Origin of the sequence: Polyangium spumosum (assembly GCF_009649845.1) — a bacterium.
In the GTDB taxonomy this organism is placed as follows: Bacteria; Myxococcota_A; Polyangia; order Polyangiales; family Polyangiaceae; genus Polyangium; species Polyangium spumosum.
This window is the reverse complement of the sequence record NZ_WJIE01000022.1, coordinates 64,546-86,756: the sequence shown is the minus strand read 5'-3', so window position 1 is coordinate 86,756 and position 22,211 is coordinate 64,546. Positions and strand designations below refer to the sequence as shown.

The 22,211-nt window shown below is 68.9% G+C and carries 19 protein-coding genes; 4 read left to right on the top strand and 15 right to left on the bottom strand.

What is annotated here, in order from left to right:
- Positions 1-24: 24 nt before the first annotated feature.
- The 6 genes from GF068_RS39330 to GF068_RS39305 form a co-directional block, all read right to left on the bottom strand.
- On the bottom strand, positions 25-885 hold the full coding sequence (locus GF068_RS39330) for a hypothetical protein (RefSeq protein WP_153824701.1): 861 nt from the start codon (positions 883-885) through the stop codon (positions 25-27).
- On the bottom strand, positions 882-2,426 hold the full coding sequence (locus GF068_RS39325; protein WP_153824700.1) for a protein kinase domain-containing protein: 1,545 nt from the start codon (positions 2,424-2,426) through the stop codon (positions 882-884). Before GF068_RS39325 ends, GF068_RS39330 begins: the two co-directional genes overlap by 4 nt.
- A gap of 205 nt (positions 2,427-2,631) precedes the next feature.
- Complete coding sequence (locus GF068_RS39320) at positions 2,632-3,444, bottom strand: hypothetical protein (RefSeq protein ID WP_153824699.1); 813 nt, start codon at positions 3,442-3,444, stop codon at positions 2,632-2,634.
- A 312-nt stretch (positions 3,445-3,756) separates the two neighbouring features.
- A complete protein-coding gene (locus GF068_RS39315; protein WP_153824698.1) occupies positions 3,757-4,395 on the bottom strand; it encodes a hypothetical protein in 639 nt (212 codons plus the stop codon).
- A 161-nt stretch (positions 4,396-4,556) separates the two neighbouring features.
- Entirely contained in the window at positions 4,557-5,282 is a 726-nt protein-coding gene (locus GF068_RS44615; RefSeq protein WP_206079653.1) for a hypothetical protein, read from the bottom strand.
- 52 nt (positions 5,283-5,334) lie between these two features.
- A complete protein-coding gene (locus GF068_RS39305) occupies positions 5,335-6,921 on the bottom strand; it encodes a peptidase MATCAP family protein (protein ID WP_240808083.1) in 1,587 nt (528 codons plus the stop codon).
- 95 nt (positions 6,922-7,016) lie between these two features.
- On the opposite strand from GF068_RS39305, the gene GF068_RS39300 reads away from it, so the two are divergent.
- Positions 7,017-8,030, top strand: coding sequence for an AAA family ATPase (locus GF068_RS39300; protein WP_153824697.1), 1,014 nt, complete (start codon positions 7,017-7,019; stop codon positions 8,028-8,030).
- Here the strand turns inward: GF068_RS39300 and sixA are convergent.
- Complete coding sequence (gene sixA / locus GF068_RS39295) at positions 8,027-8,578, bottom strand: phosphohistidine phosphatase SixA (RefSeq protein WP_153824696.1); 552 nt, start codon at positions 8,576-8,578, stop codon at positions 8,027-8,029. The genes GF068_RS39300 and sixA overlap by 4 nt on opposite strands.
- Positions 8,579-8,809: 231 nt before the next feature.
- Here sixA and GF068_RS39290 point away from each other — a divergent pair, with 231 nt between their 5' ends.
- Complete coding sequence (locus GF068_RS39290) at positions 8,810-9,418, top strand: hypothetical protein (protein ID WP_153824695.1); 609 nt, start codon at positions 8,810-8,812, stop codon at positions 9,416-9,418.
- Between the two features lie 61 nt (positions 9,419-9,479).
- Here GF068_RS39290 and GF068_RS39285 read toward each other — a convergent pair whose 3' ends face one another.
- Both GF068_RS39285 and GF068_RS39280 read right to left on the bottom strand, forming a co-directional pair.
- Positions 9,480-10,883, bottom strand: coding sequence for a hypothetical protein (locus tag GF068_RS39285; protein WP_153824694.1), 1,404 nt, complete (start codon positions 10,881-10,883; stop codon positions 9,480-9,482).
- Between the two features lie 453 nt (positions 10,884-11,336).
- Positions 11,337-12,173 carry an NAD-dependent epimerase/dehydratase family protein gene (locus tag GF068_RS39280; protein ID WP_153824693.1) on the bottom strand — a complete coding sequence of 279 codons (837 nt, stop codon included), beginning with the start codon at positions 12,171-12,173 and terminating at the stop codon, positions 11,337-11,339.
- 167 nt (positions 12,174-12,340) lie between these two features.
- Here GF068_RS39280 and GF068_RS39275 point away from each other — a divergent pair, with 167 nt between their 5' ends.
- The gene (locus tag GF068_RS39275; protein ID WP_338046755.1) at positions 12,341-13,078 is read left to right on the top strand and encodes a helix-turn-helix transcriptional regulator; all 738 of its coding nucleotides are present in this window, start codon (positions 12,341-12,343) and stop codon (positions 13,076-13,078) included.
- A 207-nt stretch (positions 13,079-13,285) separates the two neighbouring features.
- Here GF068_RS39275 and GF068_RS39270 read toward each other — a convergent pair whose 3' ends face one another.
- The 6 genes from GF068_RS39270 to GF068_RS39245 form a co-directional block, all read right to left on the bottom strand.
- Complete coding sequence (locus GF068_RS39270) at positions 13,286-13,774, bottom strand: class I SAM-dependent methyltransferase (protein WP_153824692.1); 489 nt, start codon at positions 13,772-13,774, stop codon at positions 13,286-13,288.
- Positions 13,775-13,856: 82 nt separating this feature from the next.
- Positions 13,857-14,387: a hypothetical protein gene (locus GF068_RS43945; RefSeq protein WP_170319948.1), complete on the bottom strand. Its 531-nt coding sequence runs from the start codon at positions 14,385-14,387 to the stop codon at positions 13,857-13,859.
- Positions 14,369-16,510, bottom strand: a complete 2,142-nt coding sequence (locus tag GF068_RS39260; protein WP_170319947.1) for a caspase family protein — start codon at positions 16,508-16,510, stop codon at positions 14,369-14,371. Before GF068_RS39260 ends, GF068_RS43945 begins: the two co-directional genes overlap by 19 nt.
- Before the next feature lie 55 nt (positions 16,511-16,565).
- The gene (locus GF068_RS39255; protein WP_153824689.1) at positions 16,566-16,901 is read right to left on the bottom strand and encodes a XisI protein; all 336 of its coding nucleotides are present in this window, start codon (positions 16,899-16,901) and stop codon (positions 16,566-16,568) included.
- 447 nt (positions 16,902-17,348) lie between these two features.
- On the bottom strand, positions 17,349-18,149 hold the full coding sequence (locus tag GF068_RS39250; protein ID WP_153824688.1) for a hypothetical protein: 801 nt from the start codon (positions 18,147-18,149) through the stop codon (positions 17,349-17,351).
- A 119-nt stretch (positions 18,150-18,268) separates the two neighbouring features.
- A complete protein-coding gene (locus tag GF068_RS39245) occupies positions 18,269-19,630 on the bottom strand; it encodes a dicarboxylate/amino acid:cation symporter (protein ID WP_153824687.1) in 1,362 nt (453 codons plus the stop codon).
- A gap of 227 nt (positions 19,631-19,857) precedes the next feature.
- On the opposite strand from GF068_RS39245, the gene GF068_RS39240 reads away from it, so the two are divergent.
- Positions 19,858-22,209 carry a TonB family protein gene (locus GF068_RS39240; protein ID WP_338046754.1) on the top strand — a complete coding sequence of 784 codons (2,352 nt, stop codon included), beginning with the start codon at positions 19,858-19,860 and terminating at the stop codon, positions 22,207-22,209.
- Positions 22,210-22,211: the final 2 nt, after the last annotated feature.

Genomic DNA, 22,211 nt, shown 5'->3' with positions numbered 1-22,211 from the left:
GACAAGCGCCGTGTGTTGCGTCGGCTAGAACGACCCGCCCGCCACGACGCCGCCGCCGCCCGGCAAGAACCACGGAGCGACGGCGGCGGCCTTCTTCTCCTCGGCGCCCTTCTTCCCGCCGCTCTGCGTCACCACGAGCACCACGCCCACGGCCGCGGCCACGCCGCCGCCGATCAGCATGATGTCGCCCACGGTCGCGAACGTGTTCGACGTCTCGATGTCGTCTCGCGCCGACGCGCGGCAGATCTGCCGGTTGTCCAGCGTCGTTCCGCACACGGACGTGGCGTCGGGCCTGCGCGTCACGGCCAGGATGTCGAGCACGCCGCCGCCGAGGGCCACGGCGCCGCCCGCGGCCGCGAGGATCACGCCGGGCATGAAGAGCTTGCCGCCCTCGCGCTTCGCGCGCTCCTCGGCCTCGCGTTTGTCCTTCGCGTCCTTCTCGGCCTTCTCCTTCGCCGCTTGCTCGGCCTTCTCCTTCGCGATGCGCTCGTCGAGCTTCTGCAGCCGCGCGTCGAGATCCGCGTGCTCCTCCTGCGGCGCGGCTTCGCGCCAGCGGCCGAGGTACTCGCGCGCCTTCTCGGCGTTGCCGAGCCGCTCGTGCGCGTTCGCGATGCTCTCGAGGATCAGCTCTCGTTGCGAGAGCTCGAAGGACATCTCCCAGACCTCGATGGCCTTCTCGTAGTCGCCCTTCGTGTAGAGATCCTCGCCCTGCTGGAACAGGCGCTTGGCCTCGACGAGCTTCGGGTCGTTCTTGTTCGGCGGCTTCTTCTTGCCGGCCGGGGCCGCGGAGGCGGGCTTCTTCTGGGCCGAGGCCTCGGGGCCCGCGACGAGGAAGGACAAACCGAGGAGCGACGCCGCGACGAGCGGCATGGAGCGACGGATCATTCGAAGGGACTCCGGATCTCCGACCTGCGGCCCGTTTTCGTGGTGGTCGTGGGCGGCGGCGCCGCCGTACGCACGGGCCCCGGGGACGATTGCCGCGCGGATGTCTGCGTCGCCGTGGGCGTCGCCGTGGGCGCCGTCGTCGGCAGAGCGGCGGCCGAGGTCGTGGGCGTGGGCGTCGTCGCGGGCGGCGCCGTCGCGACGATCACCGGCGGCGCCGTCGCGGCGGCGCTCGCGCTTGGGGCGGGCGGCTCGGCGCTCAACGCGCTCGCCTTCTGCGACGACTCGCTCCCGCCTCCGCGCATCACGGCGAACGCGATCACCGCGCCGATCCCGCCCATCGCGAGCGCCGCGACGATCAGGGACACGAGCACGGCCGCGCTCTGCTTCGGCGGGGCCTTGTGCATCCCGGTCGCGGACGTGGCGAACCCGCGCTGGGTCGCGCCGGTCTCGCCCATCGGCGGCGGCACCTGGCTCGGCGTCGCCGCGGGTATCGGCACGCCCGTGTTGCCCGTCGAGATCCGCGCGTAGTTGCCCGTCGCGTACGGCGCCGGCGCGTTGCCCGGGTTTGGTGTTGGCCAGCTCTGGCCCGACGACTTCATCGCGATCGCGCGCAGCGCCTGCGACACCTCGGCCATGCGTTGCGGCCGCTCCTCGGGCCGCTTCGCCATGCAGCGCAGGATCATCGACTCGAGCAGGGCATCCATCGCGACGAAGCGGCTCGGCGGCTCCGGCGCGTCCATCGCGTGGCGCGTGATCACGGCGATCGTCGACTCCCCGATGAACGGCAGCCGCCCCGTGAAGGCGCGGTACATCATCACGCCGAGCGAGTACACGTCCGCGCGGTGATCCACGCCGTCGCTGCGCGCCTGCTCGGGCGCCATGTAGTGCGGCGTGCCGAGGATCATCCCCTCCTCGGTGAGCTCGGACGAACCGCTGTGCAGGACCTTCGCGATCCCGAAATCGAGCAGCTTCACGAAGAGCGGATCGCCGTTCTCCTGCACCAGGAACACGTTGTCCGGCTTCAGATCGCGGTGGACGATCCCGTGCGCGTGCACGAGCTCGAGCGTGTCGGCGATCTGGATGAACACGTGCAGGAGCTGGGCCGGGCCGAGCCTCGACTCGCGCATCGCGCGGGCGAGATCGAAGCCCTCGAGCAGCTCCATGACCACGTAAAACGGGCCACCGTCGAGCTGGCCGAAGTCGGTCGTCTCGATGATGTGCCGGCTCTTCAGCGCGTTCGCCGTCTGCGCCTCGCGGATGAAGCGCGCGAGCACGCCCTCGCTCTGCCCGCTGCGCGGCGGGCGCAGCACCTTCATGGCGAACGCCTTGCCGACGACGACGTGCCGGCAGGCGTAAATCGTGCCCATGCCGCCATGCCCGAGCACGCGCTCGATCCGGTAGCGGCCGTCGACGAGCTGCCCCACGAGCTGCTCGGCCCGCAGCGCCGCCGTCTTGTCGAGGCTGACGAGCTTGATCCCGTCATCCTGACAATGCGAGCGCGCATCGGGGTACTCGCGCGAGCACGCGGGGCAAATCCTCACGGCAGGGATGATGCCACCGGGGCGGACGGGAGCGGAAGGGGAAAGGGAGGAAGGAGAGGCGGAGGCGGAGAGGGCGGCAGGCGCGGAGCGAGGACGGAACGCGGGAGGCCCGAGCGATGGAGCAAAAACGGGCCCGATCGGCCTCCGAGGAGACCAACCGGGCCCGCAAGCTCACTTCACGAAGCCGTCGCGTCGCGCGCGAGGATCACCACCAGTAACGGCCGCGGTGGCCACCGTAGTAGCGGCCGCGGTGGTGGTGACGGTAGTACGGGTAGCCGCCGTAGTACGGATAGCCGTAGTAGCCGCCGCCGTAGTACGGATAGCCGTAGTAGCCGCCGCCGTAGTACCGATGGCGCCGGAAGTGCCGGCCGCGCCAGTAACGGCCGCCGTACCAGGGGTTGCTGGACAGCGCGTCCTGCGACTCGCCCGTCTCGCCCTCGAACAGGTCGTCCTGATCGACGTCCGCCTGGTCGTCGAGCTGCCCCTCGGCGCCGAGGTCCTGGGTCTCTTCGACCTTCTCCTCGCCCGCGCTCTGGTCGATCGCCAGGTTCTGGTCGATCGCCGGCTGCTCGATGTTCTCCTGCATGCCGCCGACCGGGGCCGGGATCCGGGCGCCCTGGTCGATGCCCTGGTCGATGCCCTGCTCGATCCCCTTGCCGAGGCCCTTGCCGAGCTGCTGCTCGAAGCCCTTGCCGAGGCCCTTGCCGAGCTGCTGCTCGAAGCCCTTGCCGAGGCCCTTGCCGAGGTTGCCCTTCCCGAGGATGGGGCTCTCGATTTCACCGGAAATCCCGCCGAACTGGCCGCCCTGGCCGCCCATCATTCCCTTGTCGACCTTCGAAGGCGCCGGGATATCCATCGGGGCCAGGCCCTTGCCCTTGGAGACGCCGCCCTGCTCCACGTTGGCGAGCGCGAAATCGGTCTCCTCGCCCGGATCACTCATCTCCGCCGCGCAACCCGTCATCCAGACGCCCGCGGACGCGGAAAGGATCAACGCAACGACCTTGGACACGTTCTTCATAGGAACCTCCCCCTGTTTCCACTTCGCTGTGGCCTTCCCCTCGCGCAGAGGGTCCGACCACAAGCGAATGTCTTTGGCCCGGGCGGCCGATCGTCGAGCGGGCTCGACGCGAAACATTCGCGGGCGCCCTCGTCGAGAGGCGGGAAATGCGCCCATTTCGCCGGGGCTGCGCGGAGCTCGACGGGAGAGCGTCGAAATCTTCCGGTTCACGAACCAGAAACGGAAAATGAAAGACGGCCCGACCGGCCCCCGAGGAGGCCGATCGGGCCCGTACGCTCAATTCACGACTTCAGTCCGGCGATCGCCGAGGCATCACCAGTAGCAGCCGCCGTAAGCGTAAGGGTACGCGCCCGCGCAACCGCCGTAGCCGTAGATGGCGCCGGGGTAGTAGCCGTAGCCGTAGCCGTAGCCGTACGGGAGGAAGCGATTCCCATAGAAATGCGGTCCGAGGAAGCGGGCCCCGAATGCGCGCCGATACCCTCCCCAGCCGCCGTAGCCGTACCGCCACCAGCTCGAGAGCGCCTCCTGCGACGACGCCGTCTCGCCCTCCTGCCCCGCCGCGTCCTCGGCCTCGGCGAGGTCCTGATCCTCGGTCTCCTGCCCGAGGTCCTGCTCGCCGACGCGCTGCGTCTCTTCGGCCTTCTCCTCGCCGCCGACCTGCCCGCCCAGCGCCGGCTGCTCGACCTGCGTCCCCTGCGCCGGGATCCGCGCGCCCTTGCCGAGCACGCCGCCCGCGACCTGCCCGCCCAGGCCCAGGTCCCCGCCGACCTGGCTATCCTGGCCGATCATTCCCCTCCCCGGAGCGCCCTTCGTGATGCCCTTGGCATGCTCCACGTTGGCGTACGCGCTGTCCGTATCCTCGGCATCCGCCATCTCGGCGGCGCAACCCGTCATCCAGACGCCCGCCGACGCGGACAGAACGAACGCGACGACCTTCGATACGTTTTTCATGGTACTCCCCCTGTCTCTTTTTCGCGTGTGGTCCCTCCCCCGCGATGACCGCGAGGGCCTCGCCCTCACCGCGAGGGTCCGACCACATGCGAATTCATTTGGCCCGGACGGCCCGACGTCGAGGGGGCAGAGGCGCCTGCGCTTCGCGCCTCGAGGGAGGCTCAGAACACCTGATTCGCGAACCGGAAGAGCAGCATTTTCGGCGCGGCGCCCTCGGGGTCGAGCACGATGAGCCCGTCCTCGGCGCCGCTGTTCCGGTGGACCTTGTGCGCGCTCGCCCCGCCCGAGCTGTGGGCATACACGCTGATCTTCGCGCCGAGCGGGATCGCGTCGGCGATCACGTCCGACAACGTGGGCAAATCGAAGGGCGCGAACGCCTCCGCCCCGACGCCGAGATCGGTCGCGTAATCGAGGGAAATCCCGGTATGCCAGCCCTCCGCCCACGCGGGCCCCGGCAGCACGTGCGAGGTCTCGAGGTATCGCACGTCCGGATCCCCGAAGCTCGATTGCACGTTCACCACCATCCGATACACCTTGCCGTCCATGAGGACCTGCACGACCACGTGATCGTCATTCGGCATCGCGCATTGTGTATCGGTCGGCTTCACCACGGCGAGCACCGTTCCATCGACGCGCCCGAATGCGTCCGTGAGCGCGTCGCCGAACGTGTCCGCGCAATCCTTCGCCTTGTCCACGGGCCCGCCGCCGGCCCCGCCTGCGCCGCCGGCCCCGCCGCCGCCGCCTTCGCCCCCGCCGCCGCCGGCGCCGCCCGTGCCCGACGCGCTCGCCCCGGCCGCGCCGCCCGCCTGGCCCCCGTCGCCGCACCCGGCGAGCGCGACACAAACGAGCGCCGCGCCCACCCTCCACACCATCCACCGCGATCCCATACTCGTCCCTTTTTTCTTGACAAGGACCGCGGCCTCGCGGGTGCTCTTCTCGCTAGAGCGCCATCACCTTGCTGTAGTGCTCCGCGATCGCCGTGGCCCCGAGCCGCGAGAAGAAGGACGAGTAACACATCCAGATCGCGAGCCCGTTCATGTCGTCGAAGAGCGGCGGCAGGTAGGGCGGCGGCTTCACGATCCCGTCGGTGACGTGCGCGTAGAGCACCGGCACGTCCTCGTGCGCCACCTTCCCCACGAACAAGAACGGGATCAGCGCGGCCTTGTCCTGCTGGATCGCCGCGCGCATGAACGCGTAGTTCAGGACGATCCCCTTGCAATAACAGGCGTCCTTCGTGAAGGGCCCGCCGCCGTCGAGCAGCCCCCCGCGGAAGACGCGGCGCGCGTTCTGGAAGCACTCGTCTTCCTCGTAGCCCTCGGTCCGGTACCACTCGAACACGTCGAGGAAGCTCGCCCCGTCCTCGGCCTTGTCGACCGCGAGGATTCGATCGTTCAGCTTCTTCGCGCGCCGCGGCGACGATCGGAACGTGAAGATCTCGACCAGCGCCGCGAGCCCCTCCTGCACCGCCGTCGTGCGCGGCGGGCCCTTGCCGAGCCAGCGCGCCACGGGCTGCGCCTGCCCGTTCAGGTTCGTCGCCACGTGCACCCAGCCCTCGTGCGCCTCGAGGATGTCGATGTCCCGCGTCGAGAACGTCGCCCCGCTCCGGATCTTCACGTAATCGCTGCCCGCCGCCGCGTCCGCGAGGATCGCGTCGTCCACCTGCACGCGGATCGCCGCGCTCCCGAAGAACCGGTCGAAGCGCGCGTTCAGCTCCATCGCCGCCATCTCGGCCGTGATCTCGCGCCGATCCGGCGGACCGAGCCTCTCGCCCCCGATCGCCGTGAGCACGTCGTAGAGCACGATCCCCATGTCCCGCACGCTCGTCTGGCCGTCCGGCAGCTTGTCCTTCGGCGAGCCGTAGAGCACCCGCGAGAGCTTGTAGAAATCCCGCTTCCCGCGCCCCTTCAGCATCCGCACGACGTCGCGGTACTCCGCCGCCGTCTGCCGCAGGATCTGCCCGAGCCTGTCGTTTTTCCCGAGCTCGCGCTCCGCGTCGCGCAGGATCTCCTCGATCTCGGCGATCTTCACGTCCGGGTCGAAGCCGAGGTCCGGGTCGTACGTGACCTTCGGCAGCTCCCGCTGCTTGCCCCGGAGGAACTGCTCCTCCACCGACGACTCCCAGCGCAGCGCCTGCAGGATCCGGATCGGCCGCTGCGCCTCGAGCACGCGTTGCGAGAGCTTCGCCAGGATCTCCTTGTACGAGCGCCACGGCCCGGCCGCGGGTGGCGGCGGCACCGACGGGATCGGCTCGTCGCGCAGGCTGAGCGACTCGAGCGGCGCCGTCGCCGCGTGCTCGGCGGCCTGCGCCTTCGCCGCGCCATTGCCGTTCCCGTTGCGTTTCCCCGGGCTCGACGCCCGCTCCGGCGGCCGCTCCCGCTCCCGCTCCCGCTCTTTCGGGGCCTCCTCGGCCGCGTCCCTGGCCTCCCGTCCCTCCTCGGCCTCCGCGGGGACGGGCGGCGGCGGCGGGACGGCGAACGCGGTGACCTCCCGCGGCTCTTTTTCGCGAGGCTCCTGCTTCGGCGGCATCGAGGTGACTATCACACAGCTCGGCCCGGACGGATCATGGGAAGTTCCGGATCTCTTGCTCGGACATCACGGCCGCGGTACGAGCCTCGCCCCCCATGTCCACCGAAGAGACGCCCGACACCGGCGATGCCGACCTCTCCGACGCCGAGCTGCTCGAAAAGACCGAGGCCGCCGCCAAGCGCCTCCGGACCGCCGTGGCCCAGGCCGTCGTTGGCCAGGACGCGGTCGTCGAGTCGATGCTCGTCACCCTGGCGGCGCGGGGCCATGCCCTGCTCGTCGGCGTCCCGGGCCTCGCCAAGACCCTGCTCGTGGCCTCCCTCGCGCGGGCCCTCGACCTCTCGTTTGGCCGGGTCCAGTTCACGCCGGACCTCTTGCCTGCCGACATCACGGGCACCGACGTCCTGCACGAGCAACACGGCAGCCGCACGCTCCGGTTCATGCCCGGCCCGATCTTCCACAACCTGATCCTCGCCGACGAGATCAACCGCACGCCCCCGAAGACGCAGGCGGCGCTGCTCGAGGCGATGCAGGAGCGCAAGGTCACGGTCGGCGCGGCGACGCACCCGCTGCCGGATCCGTTCCAGGTCTTCGCCACGAGAAACCCCATCGAGCAGGAGGGCACCTACCCCCTGCCCGAGGCGCAGCTCGACCGCTTCCTCCTGGAGATCCACGTCGATTACCCGAGCGAGGAAGAGGAGCGCGAGGTCGCCAAGCGCACGACGAGCGGCAAGGCCCCGCAGATCGAGCCGGTCCTGCGCGCCGCCGACGTGCGCGCGATCGGCAAGCTCGTGCCGCGAATCCCGGTCACGGACGAGGCTGTCTCCCTGGCCGTCTCGCTCTGCCGCGCCACGCGCCCCACGGCGGGCAAGGTCGCGCGCGAGGTCAAGGAGTACGTACGTTACGGCGCCGGCCCGCGCGGCAGCCAGGCCCTCGTGCTCGCGGCCAAGGCGCGCGCCGCCTTGCGCGGCGAGGCGGCCGCCGACGTCGACGACGTGCGCGCGATGCTCGTGCCCGCGCTCCGCCACCGCATCGTCCTCTCGTACCGCGCCGAGGCGGACGGCGTGCGCGACGTCGACGTGCTCGAAGCCGCCGCCCGGAGCCTGCGTTAAGCCGAAGGCTGCGGCGCCACGTCCTCCAGCGAGCTCACGTCGAGCGAACGCACGACGGCCATCCCCTTCGGCTGGAGCAAGAACCGGAAGCTCGCCTCGCGCCGCCCGTCCTCGCCTTCGGGGGCGGGCGCGAAGCGGATCGCTGCGACCCCGCTCTTCTTGATCCCCGGCCACGACACCTCGCCGAGCAGGCTCCGCGCGAGCATCGACAGCCCTGGCTCGTGCCCCACGAGCGCGAGGGGCCCGCGGCCTTTGTGGGCCTCGAGCAGGCGGATCAGATCCGAGAGATCCCCGCTCGGCGCGAGCTCCGGCCGCACGAGGATCTCCTCTTCCAGCCCGATCTCGGCGGCGAGGATCTCTGCCGTTTGCACCGAGCGCACCAGGCTCGAGGTCCAGATCGCCGTCGGCCTGCGCGACCCGCGTTCGTCGAGCCAGCGCGCGACCTTTCGGGTCACCTTGCGGCCCTTCGCCGTCAGCCACCTGCCCGCGTCGCCCAGCCCGGGCGCGTTCTCCACGGCCTCGCCGTGTCGGAATAAAAGGAGATCCATGGCATGTGATCTCTACCCCGCCCCGGAGGTCCCTGCACCTTCGCAGTTGACCGAGGGGCCTTCGGGAAACGCCGTCAGGCTCTCCGGCGGGACGCGCGGGATCATGTCCAGAGCGACGCGGTGGATCGAGAACCTCGTGAAAGGAACGTGCTTTCCGGGAAAACGCGCTATTCTCCCTCTCCGCGGCGCCTCGCCGCGGGTCACGAAGCCGCTCGCTGCCGGGAGGAGACGATGTTGCAGAGCTCGTCCGAGGGAAGGGTCGCGAAGTGTTCTGGAGCTGCCGCGTGGGGGGCGCTCGTCGCCGGGGCCCTGTTTGCCCTCGGATGCGGGGGCGGGCCGCACTACGTCCCCGCCGCGGCGCCGCTGCCCCCCGATCCGGCCGAGGTCGTGGCCCCGGATCCCGCGGCCATCTACATCATCGTGCAGCCGGCCGAAGGTGAAGCTGCGCCCGAGATCGTCACGCGGGATGACGGCTGGGTCCCGCGCACGTTCCCCGCGGACAACCCCTTCCAGCGCTCGCGCACCTGGGTCGGCGATTACGACTGCACGCAGGGCAACACGGGCCTCGCGCTCCGCATCGTCGACGTCCGCGGCCGCGTCGTGCGCGCCGTCTTCGACTTCCGCCACGCCCCCACGGGCGCGGCCGGCTCGTACCTGATCTCCGGCACCTACGAGCCCGAGACCCGCCGCGTGCGTTTCGACCCGAGCCGCTGGATCGAGCGGCCCGAGGACTACATCATGGTCCCGATGGAGGGCGAGATCGCGAGCGACGGCTCGCTCTTCGCCGGCAGGATCCCCTTCCCCGGCTGCGGCGCGTTCCACCTCAAGCCGACGCGATAAAAAGGGAGCGCGTCGGGCCCACCCTGCCCGAAGCGAGCCCGACGCGCTCCGGATGTAGCCTCTACTTCCGCAAGAGCGCGACGAACGCGTCCGGCCCCTTGGCGCTCGTCAGGTCGCCGGAGCCCAGGTTCATCGTCCCCTCGAACATGCCGGTCAGCGCGATGTGCCCGTCCGGCGTGATCGCCATATCGCCGATCCGCTCGTGCTCCTTGCCCCCGAGCCGCTCGGCGCGCTCGATGCGCCCTTGCGTGTTCATCCAGGCCACGAACAGGTCTTCCTCGCCCTCGCTCGTGAGCTTCTTGCCTCCGAGATCGATCGAGCCCTGGAAATGCCCGCTCAGCACGAGGCCGCCGCCCTTCAGCGGCGCCGTGTAGACCTGGCCGAGCCGCTCCACCGGATAAACGTCCGCCCGCAGGACCTTGCCCGCGCTGTCGATCTGCACGACCCCGAGCCCCTCGCCCGTGCTGCCCTGCGCCGTGAGGTTCGAGCCGAGGAAATCGATCGACCCTGCCACGCTGCCCACGAGGTACGTCGCGCTCTCGCCTGCTTGCATGGCGAAGCCGAAGAACCCGGTCTTGTTCGGCGCGCCCTTCGCCCAGAGCACCTTGCCCGAGGTGTCGAGGGCGACGACCATTTCGCCGTCGGCCTGGCCCGTGTCCGGCAGCGCGCCCTTCCCGAGATCCGGCGCCCCCTCATAATAACCCGAGAGCACGACCTGGCCCTTCGTGTCGATCACGAGCGAGCCGTCCGACTCGGTCCCTGGCCCGCCGAGCGATTTCGCCCAGAGGACCTTGCCCGTCTTGTCGATACGCGCGACGAACACGTCCGAGTTTCCGGCGCTCGTCAACGTGTGCCCGCCGATGTTGATCGACCCGTCGAACGAGCCGGACCAGTACACGCTGCCGTCCTCGGCGAGCGCGATCTCGCCGCCATTTTGCATCATCGCGTCGCCGACGCGCAGCGCATAGCGGAACTCCCCGTTCGGGCCGAGCGCCGCCACGAATGCGTCGCCGCCGCCGAGGTCCGCGAGTGGTCCGCCGCCGAAATCGAGGTTCCCGTCGGCGAGGCCCGAGATCACCACGCCGCCCTGCGCGTCGACGACCATTCCGACGGGCACGTGACGACCGGAATCGCCGAACCTGCGAGCGCGCTTGATTTTCCCGTCCTGCCCGAGCCACGCCACGAAGATATCGCTCTTCGTCGCGGCCTTGAGCGTCCCCGCGTCGCCGAAGTTCACCGAGCCTTCCATCGTGCCGACCAGGACGAGCTCGCCTGTCTTGGACGCGCCGATATGCCACCCCGCCTGCCGGCCGTCGGCGCCGAGCGCGTGCGCCCAGATCGCAAGACCCGAGGCGGAAGGCCCCGTCGAGGTCTCGACCCGGGTTTCATCGTTCTTGCTACAAGCCCCGAGACCGAGCAGAAGCCCCACGCCGAGCGCCAAGCCCGCCATCCGTCGTCGTTGCATGCATCCTCCCTATTTCAGGCGTCGAACGCGCACGCTGCACGCGTTCGGTACCTCACGAAAGTAACCCAGACTACAACGGTCGAGGGGGAGGAGCACGCGGGAACGGTGACCGAATGGTGGGAATGACCGGGGCGTTTTCGCGGGAGCGGGAGCGGGGTGCGGGTGCGGGAGCGGCAAGAGGGTTCTGGTTGTGTCCCGCTGTTGAGGAAGGGGGTAGGTCGAGTGCCGGATGGGCCATGGGCCTTGCCAGGTGTGGCGGCGGCCATGGCGGAGCCCGAAGTGCGCGGGCACGATGCGGTGGCGAAATGTCGCGCTCATACCGGATGCAATTCGCGAAGGATTCGCCCGTGCAGGGCTCCCGGCGCGTGGACCGCCAATGCGTGAGCGTGTGCCCCTCGGGCAACCCTCGCTGCCCTTCCCGAAAGCGCACCGGCGCGAGGGGCGGCTACCAAACTATGCAATCCCCCTCGCCACGGCATCCCCGAGCCGCGGCACCTCGGGTGAGAAGCCGAGATCTTCGCGGATCCGCTTTCCATCCATGACGGCCTCGAAGGCCCTCGCACGCTCGGGGGTGGAGCCGTCCGGGGGAGGCTCGCCAACCGTTGCGAACAGCGTGGCGAGATGGGGAGACTCGTCGTCCACCAGGTTGTACACGCGATGGGAAGGGGATGGCGCGTCGAGCAAACGCGCGACGGCCTGGGCCACGTCGAGATGATGTGCAATCGACATCCGTTGCGTGGGTGGGAACGTTCGCATGAACGGCACCACGTCGGCGATGTGCGGATCTCCGTCGCCGTAGACGAACGGCAATCGAAGGACGCGCACGTCGAGGCCTTCGAGCGCGAGCAGGAAGCGCTCGGCGGCGAGCTTGCTCTTGGGATAACTCTCGATCGGGTAGCAGGAGTCGTCTTCGTGCGAGAGGCGTCCACGAACCGCGCTGGGCCCGTAGACGAGTCCGGTGCTCGTGAAGACGAAGCGCTTCACCGAGGCTTCGCGGGCCGCGTGGGCGAGGTGCTGCGTGCCGAGGTCGTTGACCGCGTGCGCCTGCTCCGGCGTCGCGCCACGAAAGAAGGCTGCACAATGCACGACCGCGTCGACCCCGCGCACCGCTGCGGAGAGGGAGCTCGGCTCGAGCAGATCGCCCAGAGCGAGCTCGATGTGGGCTTCGCGCAGGTCTTTTGCGCGCGCTTCGTCGCGAACGAGGGCACGCACGTGATGGCCGCGCTGAGCGAGCCGTTTGGAGAGGCGACTTCCGACCTTACCGGTGGCACCGGTGACGAGGATCTTCATGCCCCGAACTGTAGTCACCGCGTGGTTGGGCCGATTGGAAGAAACGGACAAGCACCTCGCCGAGCTTGCGTGCGCCTCGTGCGCGTAGCATGAGATAACTCGTGCACTCACCCATCGTTCAAGAGCCTCGTGTCGCGCGGGCGTCGCTCCCGTCGAGCGGGTCCCCGGTGGCCGAGCTCTCGGTCCTCGAGTGCGACCGAGACGGGCAGCGCGTCGCGCTCCCCTATGCCGAGCTTCAGATCGTCGCGCGCTTCGGGGTGTCGGCTCGTGGCGGTTTGGATGCGCACGCGATGGGCGTGGGGCAGAGCGCGCGTCGCAAGATGCTTCGGCGCGGGCAGCGCAGCGTGATGGCGCGCCTTCGGCTGGGCGCGAGCGAGCGCGTGCTCGGCGTGTCGGCTCCGGAATTGACCGGACGAATCGTCGCCCTCGAAGACCTCTGGGGCAAAGCCGACACCGAGGACCTCTACGAGCGCCTCGCCGGGGCACGAGACACGGTCGCCGCGGCCGCCATTCTGGAGAGTGCCATCGTCGCGCGGTCCGCACCCGCCCAGGCGGTCCGCGCCCACACCTCGCTCGCCCTGGAAGCCGCGAAGCGCCTCGCCACGCGAAGTGCGAGCAGCGTGAGCGCCGTCGCCGACGAGCTCGGGGTGAGCGAGCGTCACCTTCGCCGCCTCTTTCAGGAGACACTCGGTGTCGGGCCCAAGGCTTACGCCAAGCTCACGCGCTTTCACCGCGCCCTGCGCGCCGCGCGGGAGAGCCGCCCGGCCGGTTGGGCCGGCATTGCCGCCGGAGCCGGCTATTATGATCAAGCGCATCTGATTGCCGAGTTTCGCTCCATTGCAGGAGTGACCCCGCGCGAGCTACTCGGCGAGCTGCGCACCTCGGGGTCCATCGGCCGAGTGTGACGCGCGAGGTTCGTCGCGCGCCCCAGCGCGGGAATCTGGCGATGATGGGAGCCGGAAACGGGAGCGGGAGCGGGAAGCGGCAAGCGAAAGCGTCACATTCCGCTGCGACATTCGGCGACGAATTCGCGCGTGTCGTAGCCGTGCAGTGCGCGTTCGGGCCCGCGAGTCTCTCCGTGCGCGACGATGTGGTGATCGTCGCGAAGTGGATCAGCGAGCGCCCGTGAAGATCGCGGTGCACTCCGGAACGCGCGCCCAAGCACGCTCGCGGATCTGGGCCACGAGCGCTGGACCGAAGAATTCGCCGCAAATGCGCGCCGCGGCCTCGACGTCGGGGAACACGTAGTCGGTGCGCACCCAGCGGCGCGAAAGCCCATGCGCGTGCTCCAGATGCGCGAAGTACTCGTCCATGCCCGGATGGACCCGTGGCGTCTCGTGGCCGGTGCCAAGCGTCTCGATGACCATGAGCGCACCGCCGGGACGCACCACGCGGCGCATCTCCGACAGCGCCGCGTCCACTTCCTCGCGCCAGCCCTCCGGCATCCAGTGACGAAAATGCCCGAACACCCATCCGGCCATCGCGACATCGACGCTCGCGTCGGGCAACGGCAACGAGCGCGCGTCCGCGTGGTGGATGCTGAACGGCACGCCCTTCTCCTGGTACACGCGCGCCTGCGCATCGCTCACTCGGTCGCTCATCGGCGCGACCTTATCGCAAGGGCGCGCGAACAGCTACGCGGACAGGGCCCCGTTTCGATTTCACCTTCGGGCGCGAGCGCGATCAGCCGGGCGGAAGCAAAGCGAGCAAGGCCCTCGCGCCGACCTTCTTGTCGACGACGAGCACGCTCCGGACCATCTTCGTGCTGCCGAGGAGCGCTTCGCCCAGCGCTTCCCCCGGGATGTCGAGGCGGCACGCGAGGAGGCGCTGCGGGTAACGGGAGAGGAGCGCGTCGCAATCTCGATAGAATCGCTCGCTGCCATCGTTCGCCAGGAAGAGGAGCCGCGACACGCGGGCGTTCTGCGGGCTGCCGGGGGTCTTCTCGTTCAGCGCGTCGAGGCCCTTCTGCTCGCTGGCCAGCTTCTCCCGCCGCCTGGCGTGACAACCCTGGTCCCGGCGATCACCGGCGGCCGCCCGAGCACGCAGGCACGCTCGGATCCCCCGGACGAGAGCGCCTTTGAACGCGTCCCGGGAGCGGGCGGGTGCGGGCGCGGGTGCGGGCGCGGGTGCGGGCGCGGGTGCGGGTGCGATATCTGTCTGTGTACGTTTTCGCGACCAGAGGGTCTGGGCGACGATCACGTGCCTTCGAGCCATCTCTTCACGGCCAGCGTGGGCACGCCGAGCTCCTGCGTGACGGCGCGAGCATCGAGGGCCGCCCGTCCGTTTGCACGCTCCGCGGCGAGCTCCCGAAGGGTCGTGGTCAACCAGCCCTCCTCGCTGGGTTCTTCCTGAGGCACGGGCCAGCTCGAGAGGGGCGAATCGACGAGGCGCTCCACGCAGGCGTGTTCGAGCGCGCTTTCGGGCGCGATGATCTCCGGGACACGGTGGCTCGCTTCGACGAAGGCAAGGAGTCCGGCGCGGAGCATTGGAGGATCGGAATAGGGCCCACCTGGGAGCTCGCCTCCGCGCAGGAGGGCTGCACGCAATCGCAGAGCTTGGACGTCGGGACAGGGGCCGATCAGGGATTCGAGGTGCCCCGCAATGGCCTCGATGCGGTCGGGATCCGGCCTCTCGCTGTGTGCAACCAGGTGTGCGGCGAGGAGGCCGCTCATCGGCTCGTCGAACGATTCCCCATTCATGATCTCGACGCACCGCGGAGAACGCTCCAGATCGGAGTGTTCGTCGCGCGACGAAAGCAGGTGGAAACCCGTGAGGACGTCACGAACGATCCTCGACATCGACGATGCGATCCCAGCAAGCGGCCACAGGAAGACGCGCATCGTCTCGAAATGAGGGGCATCGAGTTGGTCGTGCAATACAATTAGTGTCGACCACCCCGCATACAAATGGATGGCAACCTCGCGTTGCTCGGCGCCCGTGCAGCGCAGGGTATAGGATCCCGGCTTCATCCGCGCCGAAAAGATGGAGTCATACCGGTCCGCGTTGCGCCACTCGGCATGGCCGTCGAGTGGGATCGTTTTGCCACCTCCGCGGACCGACCATTCCTCGCCGACGTCCTGCTGCGGCGATGGGCTCATGATCGCATCCGAGGACGGAATGACGACGATGCGAAGCCGACTCGAAGCGTCGGCCCCATCAATGTCCAAATCCCAGGTGTGGGCATAACATGCCGCTACGGCGCTAATGACAGCCCCCGCAGGTATTGCTGGCCTCTGACTGAAGTCCAGCTCCGGTGAAGGGCGCGGGCAAGCCGGGAGTGTGAAGACGAATTGGGGACCGTAAAATGCGAACCATGTGATGGGCCGGTCCGCTCTATAATCGATATATTGGTGCTTGCTGCTCGCGACCTCGGCGATTTTATAGATTCCAGGCGACAGCTCGAGCTCCCAGGGGCCGCTGCTCGCGTCGCCCCTGCGGATCTCGTCACAGCCAGGACCATAAAGAACCATCTGCTCCTTGTTCCAGCCACAGAACGAGATCCGCAGTATCGCCGGGTGCGTCGAGCTACCGAACCGCGCCTCGGACGCGAGCCCGTCCAGCACCTCCGCGCGCTGGAACAAACCTCGCTCACGCGCCCGCATCTCGGTCGAAGCTTCGAGGTATCGCTTGAGCGAGGCAGCGGACACCATGCGCCCCTGTCCGAGCGCAGCGCCGCGGAGTCCTTCGACGAGCGCCTCTGTGAAGACCCCGCGCACCTCGCCAGCGGTGCGGGCCACCTCGTTGGCCGGACGCTGGAACTCCGTCGCATACGCCAGAAACACCCGGGGCGCGTGCGTCCGCTCGACGGGCCTGTCGAAATCGATCTTCGGCGGCCTCCCCACCGCACGCACCGCCCACACCCGACAGCAATCCAGAAAAAACGCGACCTCGTCGAACGCCCCGGAGCGGATGATGACATCGAGCCACGCATCCGAGCTGAGGGACGAGCGGCGCCGGAGCTCGGACCAATCGGCGAGGCACAACGCGAGATCGTGCGGTCTGTCGCCCGTGCACCCGTGCCCGCTGAAATAAAAGTAGAAGCGGCGTCCGCCCTCTCGTCGGGCCTGCTCGATCACCGCCTCGAGCGCGTCGTCGATTTCATCCCCGAGCGGGGAGAGCGGATCCGGGGTCGAGAGGATGGTGCGCACGTTCCTCGCCGACAATCCACCTCCACCAGGATCGAGGAGCCACCCCGCGAATGCCTGTGCGTCGGCGATGGCCCCGCGGAGCGAGCGGAGCTTGGGGTAGTCGTTCACGCCGACGACGAGCGCATGATCCTGCTCCGGCCCCAGCGACGAGGCGACCGCCGCGGGCCCGTCGCCCTCGTCTGCCAGCATCTCCCGTCGCTCTGACGTCATTCCCGCCGCGCGCGTCCTGGCCCGCCCTCACCGCTCACGCAGCGAGGACGTCGGAGTACGGATACGCGCCCTCCGAAGAGAAGGCGAGCATGATTCGCTCGGCCGGGATGCCCGCGCGCACCAGCGCCGGCGCCATTCCGCGCTCCGTCCCGTCCGCCTGAACCCAGATCTTGTCGCCGATCCGATCGATATAAACGAGACAGCCATGCACCCGGCGCCCATTCTCGCTCCCGACGATCATGAGCAGGTAATGGTCCGACTCCCGATCGAACACCGTCACCGTATCCACGTTACCGTGGGCATAGGGGATGGCAGCATATTCGGAGAGCACCTTCTCGATCACTTCGCGGTCGGTGGCTCGGGTGTCCATCGTTCGATGACCTCCGTCTCGGTGTTGATCGTGCAGTTGGTCTCGGGCCGGCATCTCGCGGCGAACGTACCACGATTGGGAGGGACCCGAAAGCGGCAGCAACCCGCTCGCATACTTGTCCGAGCCGTCCGGCGCGGAGCGAGAACGGCAGCGGGTGCGGGTGAGGGAATTCCAACCCAAAACCGACCCCCACCCCCCCTCCCGAGACCTCCCGCAGGTCATCGGCGCAACATCCATCCCAGCACCCCCACCTCCCCGAGGTCCTCCCCTGACGATGGATGTAGGCGAATTTACCTACCGGAGGTCCCTCGCTGGGGGTTGATGCAGGCAAAAATACCTCGTGGAGGTCTCCAGGAGGGGGTCGATGTAGACAAAAATACCTCGGGGAGGTCTCCACGAGGGGGTCGATGTCGGCGTGACCACCGACGCGAGGACTCCGCCTCGGGGTCAGGTGCGCGCGCTCGTTTCGGCGTCCGACGAGAGCAGCTCCTCGCCCGTCTCCGGGTTCACGTCCGGGACCGAGCGGCGCGCCTTGAGATATTGCCCAATGGCATCATTCTGCCGGAGGATCGGGCCCATCAGCGCCTCCCGGCCCGCGCGATCCGCGTCGCTCTCCGACGGATACTTGCCGAGGATCATCGCCAGGGCCTGGAGCATGAGGTTCTGCCCCTTCGCGCGCTCCTCCTTCACCGTCTCGTACTTCAAGCCGTCGGCGGCGGGCGTCTCGAGGAGCTTCCGATATTCGGTCGCGAGCTCGGTGATATGCGTGATCATGCGGGTCAACCCGAACTCGGCCACCACGGGCGCCCATTTCGGTTGCTTGACCTCGTCCAGGATCCGGTCCACCTCGGCCGCCTGGTCCGGATACTTGGCGTTGGTCACGGCCGCCGCGCCGAGCGGGAAGAGGATCTGGAGCAGGGACGCGCCAGAAGCGGCGAGCGGGTCATCCGCCTTGGAGACGCGCACCTGCCGATCGATGGTGTCACGAAAAGACGTCATCGTCCCGTCGAGCGTGATATCGAGCTCGCGCAGCCCCGGGATGACCGGCGAACCCTGCGCCCGGCCATTCCACCTGGCCTCGATGACGAGCGCCTCTCGATCCTGCGCGACGCAAACGTCCGCGTGCGTCACGAGCCCGAGGAAACCCGCCGTGACCGCCTCCGCCCGCACCTGCCGCATGGAGAGCACGCGACGGCCCGGCGTGAACACATAAATGCCTGGAAATAGCGCCTGAAGGCTGACGTTCATGAACCGATCCTTTCCCAACCCCCGAAAGCCGCGGCGTAGGTTCGCCGACACGCGACCGGACTGTCAAGGGAAGAGCAACGCGGACGCGCGGCCGATCGGCCGAGCCTGCGCCTCCGCCCTCACGGGGCCCCGCTCACCTGGACGTCGCCCCGCGAAGAAGCCGGCGGCACGTCGACATCGAGGCCCTGCGCCTCGTCGGGCTCGTTGCGGAAGACCTTCTCCCAGCGCGCGATCACGACCGACGCCAGGCCATTGCCGATCACGTTGATCATGGTCCGCCCCATATCCATCACCTCGTCGACGGCGAGCAGCATCGCGATACCCGCCTCGCCCGGGAGGCCGAAGCTCGCGCACGTCCCCGCAATGATGACCAGCGTGGCCCTGGGCACGCCCGCGACGCCCTTCGACGTCAACATGAACGTGAGCACCATGGCGATCTGCTGGCCGAGCGAGAGCTCGATCTTCGCCGCCTGGGCGATGGTGAGGCTCGCCAGCACCAGATAAAGCGTCGAGCCGTCGAGGTTGAACGAATACCCCGTCGGGATGACGAAGCTCGCCACCCGGCGAGGCACGCCGAAAGCAACCATGTCCTCGAGGAGGCGCGGCAACGCAGCCTCGCTCGAGGCCGTCGAGAACGCCGTGACCGCGGGCTCCCGGATCGCCCGGATGAATTCGATGACCTTGATCCCGCAGATCACCATCACGGGGACGAAGACCAGAAGGAAAAGCACGGCCAGCGCGAGATAGAGGCTCCCCACCAGGGCCGCGTATTGCTTGAGGAGGTGAATGACGGCAGGCCAGCTCTTGATCGTCTTGCCGTCGACCACGTGGCCCGCGGCCATGTGGCTGACGTTATAGGCCATCGCCCCGAAGACGCCGATCGGGGTCAAGCGCATGACCATGTCGGTATACTTGAACATGGCCTGCGCGACGGTATCGAAGAAGATCAGGAGCGGCTTGCCCCTCTCGCCGATACGCGTGAGCGAGATGCCGAAGAGGCTCGCGAAGACGACGACCGGCAAGATGTCGCCCTTGGCCGCGTGCTCGATGAGGTTCGACGGGAACAGGTGGAGGGCGATGTCCCAGCCGCTCTGCGCCTGCGCGGGCGTGACGGACGACTGGGCGCCGATGTCGAGCGGGAGGTGCTCGCCGGGCCGGAGGAGGTTCGCGATGGCGAGCCCGATGATGAGCGCGAAGGTCGTGACGATCTCGAAGTAGAGCAGCGCCTTGCCGCCCATCCGCCCGACCGCCTTCAGATCACCGGTCTGCGCGATGCCGACGATGATCGTCGAGAGGAGCAGGGGCACGATGAGCCCCTTGATGAGCAGGATGAACGACTTCGAGCAGAACCGGAAGAAGTTGTAAGCCCAAGGGTGCGCGTCCTGCGGGAAGAAGCCCCCGATCACGACCCCGAGGCCGAGCCCCACGAATACCCAGAATGTCTCGCGGCGGTACCATGGCTTGCGTTGAGCCGTCGGCATACGTCTTCCCTCGCCCCCGTTTCCTGATCCCGGGCGCACGCTACCACAAAGGCCTCAGTACAGCGAGAGGTTCGTAAGGCCCCCAGGAGAGGGCATGCGCCTCCATGATCCATGGTATGGTTGGTCCTCAAACCATGCTTTACCCGGGATCGCGACCTCGCCGAGAGCAAAAAAGCGTCCATTCCCGTGCCCTTGCCATCGGAGCGACGGCCATCGCCCTGTGCCTCGTGACGGCCTCATCCCACGCACAGCCCGCGAGCGAGCCGCCGCCCGAGATGACCATGCCCGCGCCGCGCGGGCCCACGATTCCCCCTTATCCCGAGGGCGCGACGGGCGACGCGGACGTCATGCTCGCCATTCTGGTGCGCTCCGACGGCAAGGTCACCGAGGCCCGGGTGATCGAGGGGCCCGAGCCCTTCGCCAGCGCCGCGGCCGCCGCGGCCTCGTCGTGGGAGTTCGAGCCGGCCCGCCGCAATGGAAAACCCATCAGCGCCCGCATTCGTTTCCTCGTCACGTTCCGCGCGCCCGCCCCCGCCCCCGAGGAGCCCCCGCCCGTCGATCCGCCCCCCACCCCGCCACCCCCCACGCCCGCCCCCGCGGTGCCTCCTGCCAAACCCCCGGAGCCCGAGCCCATCGAGGTGCGCGTCCAGGGCGAACACCAGGCGCCCACGACGCGGACGATGTCGCGCGTGGAGGTCCGCCAGCTCCCCGGCGCCTTCGGCGACCCCTTCCGCGCCATCGAGGCCATGCCCGGCGTCACGCCCATCGCCTCCGGCGTCCCCTATTTCTTCGTGCGCGGCGCGCCGCCGGGCAACATTGGTTATTTCCTCGACGGCATCCGCGTCCCGCTCCTCTTCCACGTCGCGGCGGGCCCGAGCGTCATTCACCCCGGGCTCGTCGATCGCGTCGACCTCTACCCCGGCGGTTACCCCTCGCGTTTCGGCCGGTTCACCGGCGGCATCGTCACGGGCACCGTCCGCGAGCCCGAAAAACGATTCCACGGCGAGGGCAACATCCGCCTCTTCGACGCGGGCGCCATGGTCGAGGCGCCGTTCGCGAACGGCCGCGGCGCCGCGCTCGTCGCCGGCCGGTATGCGTATCCGGAGCTCGCCCTGAAGGTGTTCTCCCCGGGCGTCGAGCTCGGCTACTGGGATTACCAGGCGCGGCTGCATTACGACCTCACGCCCTCGGACCGCATCGGCGTGTTCGCCTTCGGCTCGCACGACTACCTCGCGACGATCGACGAGGACGACGGCGAGAAGGAGACCGTCGTCGCCGGCCAGTTCCACCGCGTGGATTTTCGTTACGATCGCAGGCTCGGCGAGCACGGCAAATTGCGCCACGCGATCACGCTCGGCTACGACGAGAGCCAGGCCCGCGGCGGCGAGAACGCCGGCAAGACGTGGGTGCTCGGCTCGCGCACCGAGCTCACCTTGCGCCCTTCGGACAAACTCACCGTGCGCGCGGGCGCCGACGCCTGGGTCGAGCGCTTCGAGATCGACATCGAGGAGAACGACGACGACGCGCCGAGCCCGAACGACCTCGCGCTGATGCGTCAGCTCACGAGCCGCGACGACTTCACCGCCGCGATATGGGCCGACGCCGTGATCCGCCCCCATCCCGCGCTGGAGATCATCCCCGGCCTGCGCTCCGACATCTTCACGTCCGACGGCGTCGCCCAGGCGACCTTCGATCCGCGCCTGTCGAGCCGCCTCGAGCTCGGCAAGCGCCTCACGCTCCTCAGCGCGTTTGGCGTGACGCACCAGCCCCCGAGCTTCCTCGGCGCGGCCCCGGGCCTGCAGATCGGCGGCCTGCGGGGCGGCGTGCAGACGGGGCTCCTGTCGAGCGCGGGCGTCGAGATGAGCTTGCCCTTCGATTTCACCGCCACGGTGACGGGTTTTCGGGGCGCATTCTTCAACCTGAGTGATCCGATCGGCAATCGCCCGCCCGGGACCGAGCTCGGTTATGCCCGGCAGGCGGAGCTCCGGGGGATCGGCAGCACGTACGGCATGGAGGTCTGGCTCCGCCGCAGCCTGACGAAGCGCCTCGGGGGGTTTCTCTCGTATACCCTCTCGCGCTCGCTGCGCCACATCGGGAACCAGACGTTCGAGTCGGCCTACGACCGGAGGCACGTCCTGAACCTCGCGGCCTCCTACGACCTCGGCAGGAACTGGAGGATCGGCGGACGCGTCGTCTTTTACACGGGATCACCCATGATCCTCGATTACCGCGTCCGCCGCCGCGACCTCGGCCTGCCGGACGACCCCGACGACGGCCCGGATCTCCCGGACACGCCCGAGGAGCACGCCCAGCGCGAGCAGATCCAGAAATTGCTCGCCGCCTACGTGCAGAGCCTGAACCTGCCCGACCGCCTGCCGAATTTTTTCCGCCTCGACGTGCGCCTGGAGAAACGCTGGGTCTTCCCGAACGGGCGCTGGCTCTCGTTCACCGTGGAGGTGCTGAACGCGACCGCCGGCAAGGAGGTGACGCAATACGAATGCACGTTCCAGGATGGATGCGCGCCCGAGGAGATCGGGCCGCTCGTGATCCCGAGCATCGGCGTCGAGGGGGGATTTTAGGG